The organism is Staphylococcus sp. HMSC077D08 (genome assembly GCF_001837945.1).
GTDB lineage: Bacteria > Bacillota > Bacilli > Staphylococcales > Staphylococcaceae > Staphylococcus > Staphylococcus epidermidis.
This window is the reverse complement of the sequence record NZ_KV834756.1, coordinates 1-4,240: the sequence shown is the minus strand read 5'-3', so window position 1 is coordinate 4,240 and position 4,240 is coordinate 1. Positions and strand designations below refer to the sequence as shown.

At 27.4% G+C, this 4,240-nt stretch carries 5 protein-coding genes; 4 read left to right on the top strand and 1 reads right to left on the bottom strand.

Going from position 1 to position 4,240, the window contains the following annotated elements; translation table 11 throughout:
- Positions 1-41: 41 nt before the first annotated feature.
- The gene (gene blaZ, locus HMPREF2663_RS03155; RefSeq protein ID WP_000733274.1) at positions 42-887 is read right to left on the bottom strand and encodes a penicillin-hydrolyzing class A beta-lactamase BlaZ; all 846 of its coding nucleotides are present in this window, start codon (positions 885-887) and stop codon (positions 42-44) included.
- 106 nt (positions 888-993) lie between these two features.
- Here blaZ and blaR1 point away from each other — a divergent pair, with 106 nt between their 5' ends.
- From blaR1 to HMPREF2663_RS12115, 4 genes are all read left to right on the top strand, one after another.
- Positions 994-2,751 (top strand): beta-lactam sensor/signal transducer BlaR1, encoded by a 1,758-nt coding sequence (blaR1, locus tag HMPREF2663_RS03150; RefSeq protein WP_001096386.1) that lies wholly within the window; start codon positions 994-996, stop codon positions 2,749-2,751.
- Complete coding sequence (gene blaI / locus HMPREF2663_RS03145) at positions 2,741-3,121, top strand: penicillinase repressor BlaI (RefSeq protein ID WP_001284653.1); 381 nt, start codon at positions 2,741-2,743, stop codon at positions 3,119-3,121. The genes blaR1 and blaI overlap by 11 nt, the downstream gene beginning before the upstream one ends.
- A 263-nt stretch (positions 3,122-3,384) precedes the next feature.
- Positions 3,385-3,960, top strand: a complete 576-nt coding sequence (locus HMPREF2663_RS03140) for a recombinase family protein (protein WP_002488854.1) — start codon at positions 3,385-3,387, stop codon at positions 3,958-3,960.
- Between the two features lie 158 nt (positions 3,961-4,118).
- Positions 4,119-4,240: recombinase family protein (locus HMPREF2663_RS12115; protein WP_256322877.1), on the top strand; the 122-nt coding region annotated here is incomplete at its 3' end.

The following is a 4,240-nucleotide window of genomic DNA, read 5'->3' as shown; positions in this document are numbered from 1 at the left end:
TATATTATAAATTCAACTTTGCAACAGAACCATTTAGAATATTAAAATTCCTTCATTACACTCTTGGCGGTTTCACTTATCAACTTATCATTTGGCTTATCACTTTTATTGTCTTTATTCGTAAAAATGACTAAAACAATAGGTTCAGATTGGCCCTTAGGATAAACAAAAGCAACATCATTTCTAGAAGCATATGTTATTGCTTGACCACTTTTATCAGCAACCTTACAGTCTTTTGAAACACCGTCTTTAATTAAAGTATCTCCGCTTTTATTATTTAACATTAAATCAAGTAAGAATTTTTTGTTTTCTTTGCTTAATTTTCCATTTGCGATAAGTTTATTTAAAGTCTTACCGAAAGCAGCAGGTGTTGAAGTATCTTTTTTGCTCTTTGGTGAATAGTAATTTAATTCTATCTCATATCTAACTGGATTTGTTACTTTATCTCCTAGTTCTTTTAGACGTTGTTTAACTTTTTTGATTCCACCAATTTCTTTTATAATTTTATTGTTTGCTGTATTATCACTATATGCCATTGAAGCCTCAATAAGTTCTTTTAAAGTGATATCTTTTCCTACATATTTTTCTAAAATAGGAGAATAAGCAACTATATCATCTTTGTTAATATGTATTTTTTTATTTAACTTATTATAAGGTACTTGTTCTAACAAAATAGCACTATTTATCGCTTTTGAAGTCGAAGCATAGGCAAATCTCTTATCTGAATTAAATTTTACTTCCTTACCACTTTTAGTATCTAAAGCATAAACACCAATATGAGCATTATATTTTTTTTCTAAATCATTTAACTCTTTGGCATGTGAACTGTTTGAATTACATGCACTTAAAACTAAAGCAATTGCAATTAAAAATATTAACTTTTTCAAAATAAACCCTCCAATATTACAGTTGTAATTTTTACAAATTAATAATATTACAATTGTAATATTGGTGTCAATTGTTTATTATAAATAATTGAAAGAAGGTGTCAAAATGGCTAAATTACTAATAATGAGCGTAGTAAGCTTTTGTTTTATATTTCTATTGTTAGTATTTTTTAGGTATATATTAAAACGCTATTTTAATTATAGTTTAAATTATAAAGTTTGGTATCTAACTGTGCTTGCTGGATTAATTCCTTTTATCCCAATTAAATTCTCTTTTATAAAATTTAATAATGTGAATAATCAATCGCCCACAGTTGAAAGTAGGTCACACGACTTGAACCATAACATAAATACCACCAAACCTGTTCAAGAGTTCACAACAGATATCCATAAGTTTAATTGGGATTCAATTGATAATATCTGCACAGTTATTTGGATAGTTTTGGTTATTATTTTAAGTTTTAAATTTTTGAAATCCTTATTATATCTTAAATATTTAAAGAGACAGTCACTTTATCTAAACGAAAATGAAAAAAATAAAATAGATACGATACTTTTCAACCATCAATATAAAAAAAATATTGTGATTCGAAAAGCAGAGACTATTCAATCTCCAATAACTTTTTGGTATGGGAAATATATTATTTTGATTCCTAGTTCATATTTTAAAAGTGTAATTGACAAAAGACTAAAATATATAATATTGCATGAATATGCTCATGCTAAAAATAGAGATACTTTACATTTAATTATCTTTAATATCTTCTCTATTGTTATGAGTTACAATCCATTAATACATATTGTAAAAAGAAAGATAATTCATGACAATGAAGTAGAAGCCGATAGATTTGTTCTTAATAATATTAACAAAAATGAATTTAAAACTTATGCGGAATCTATTATGGACTCCGTATTAAATATTCCATTTTTTAATAAAAATATATTAAGCCATTCATTTAATGGTAAAAAGTCATTACTCAAAAGAAGATTAATTAATATAAAAGAAGCCAATTTGAAAAAACAGTCCAAATTAATTCCAATTTTTATTTGTATTTTTACTTTTTTGCTCATGGTAATTCAAAGCCAGTTTTTGATGGGGCAATCCATAACTGATTATAATTATAAAAAGCCCTTACAGAACGATCACCAAATTTTAGATGAAAGTAAAAATTTTGGTTCAAATAGTGGATCTTTCGTCATGTACAGCATGAAGAAAGACAAATACTATATTTATAATGAAAAAGAAAGTAGAAAGAGATATTCTCCTGATTCAACTTATAAAATTTATTTAGCGATGTTTGGACTTGACCATCATATCATAAGTGATAAAAATTCACGTATGTCATGGAATCATAAACATTATCCTTTCGAGTCTTGGAATAAGGAACAAGATTTAAATACAGCAATGCAAAATTCAGTTAATTGGTACTTCGAACGTATTAGTAATCAAATACCAAAGAACTATACTGCGGCTCAACTCAAGCAATTAAATTATGGTAATGAAAACTTGGGAAGTTATAAAAGCTATTGGATGGAAGATAGTTTGAAAATATCTAATCTTGAACAAGTAATAGTTTTTAAAAATATGATGGAACAAAATAACCATTTTAGTAAAAAAGCAAAGAATCAATTATCTTCTTCATTATTGATTAAGAAAAATGAAAAGTATGAACTGTATGGGAAAACAGGTACAGGTATAGTAAACGGGAAGTATAATAATGGGTGGTTTGTAGGTTACGTAATTACAAATCATGATAAGTATTATTTTGCTACACATTTATCAGATGGAAAGCCGTCTGGGAAAAATGCTGAATTAATCAGTGAAAAAATATTAAAAGAAATGGGTGTTTTAAATGGCCAATAAGCAAGTTGAAATATCTATGGCTGAATGGGATGTTATGAATATAATATGGGATAAAAAATCAGTATCAGCTAATGAAATTGTAGTTGAAATTCAAAAATATAAAGAAGTTAGCGATAAAACGATTAGAACATTAATCACAAGACTATATAAAAAAGAGATTATAAAACGATACAAATCAGAGAATATTTATTTTTACTCATCAAATATTAAAGAAGACGATATTAAAATGAAAACTGCTAAAACCTTTCTTAATAAACTGTATGGAGGGGACATGAAAAGTTTAGTGCTGAATTTTGCGAAAAATGAAGAATTAAATAACAAAGAAATTGAAGAATTGCGAGACATTTTAAATGATATTAGTAAAAAGTAATTAGAGATATGTTTCAAACATAATACATATGTAAACTATGCTTGACTCTTATTAAATTAGTTTTGTTAATAACATTTAAAATATTTTATTAAATATGAGAGTGTCCAGAAAATAACCATTTTCTGTACACTCTCTTTTTATGTCGAAATAAGTGAGGATTACATTTATTTTTATGTTCAGAAACCCAATAAAAAATCTATGTTCACAAAAGTGCTCGTATTTAAGTTATGGTACACTAATGATGGATATAGGAGGTTTGTATTTTGAAAATAGGTTATGCAAGAGTTTCAACTGGTTTACAAAATTTAAATTTGCAGGAATATCAATTAAATCAATATGGTTGTGAAAAGATATTTAGTGACCACATAAGTGGATCAAAAAGTAAACGTCCTGGTTTAGATAAAGCCATTGAATTTGCGAGGGCAGGAGATACGATTGTTGTTTGGAGACTAGATAGACTAGGGCGTAATATGGAAGATTTAATCACATTAGTTAATGAACTTAATAATCGAGGCGTGAGTTTTCATAGTTTAGAAGAAAATATAACAATGGATAAATCAAGTTCTACAGGACAATTGTTATTTCATTTATTCGCAGCATTTGCAGAATTTGAACGTAACTTAATTTTAGAACGTTCTTCAGCTGGTCGAATTGCAGCTCGCGCTAGAGGACGCTATGGAGGGAGACCAGAAAAGCTAAATAATAAAGATTTAAAACTACTCAAAACACTATATGATAATGGTACACCGATTAAGACAATTGCGGAACAATGGCAAGTTTCACGTACAACAATTTATCGCTATCTCAATAAAATAGAAGATCGAAAGAATGATAAGTAAATACAACTTAACTTTCAACAATAGTAAAAGTTAAACAAAATACACCCTAATCATACATGTATAATTGTTGAATTTATAGCAACTAAAATGTATGGTTAGGGTGTATATTAATTATGAGGTGAAAATCAATGATTGTTGGCTATGCGTGAGTATCATCGATCGATCAAAATTTAGAAAGACAACTTGAAAATTTAAAGACGTTTGGGGCTGAAAAAATATTTACAGAAAAACAGTCTGGGAAATCTATTGAAAATAGACCAGTATTTCAAGAAGCACTTAA

What these genes read in the sequence shown, in the direction of transcription:
- blaR1 (WP_001096386.1), top strand. Translation starts at nt 994, where the DNA reads ATGGCTAAATTACTAATAATGAGCGTAGTAAGCTTTTGTTTTATATTT.
- blaI (WP_001284653.1), top strand. Translation starts at nt 2,741, where the DNA reads ATGGCCAATAAGCAAGTTGAAATATCTATGGCTGAATGGGATGTTATG.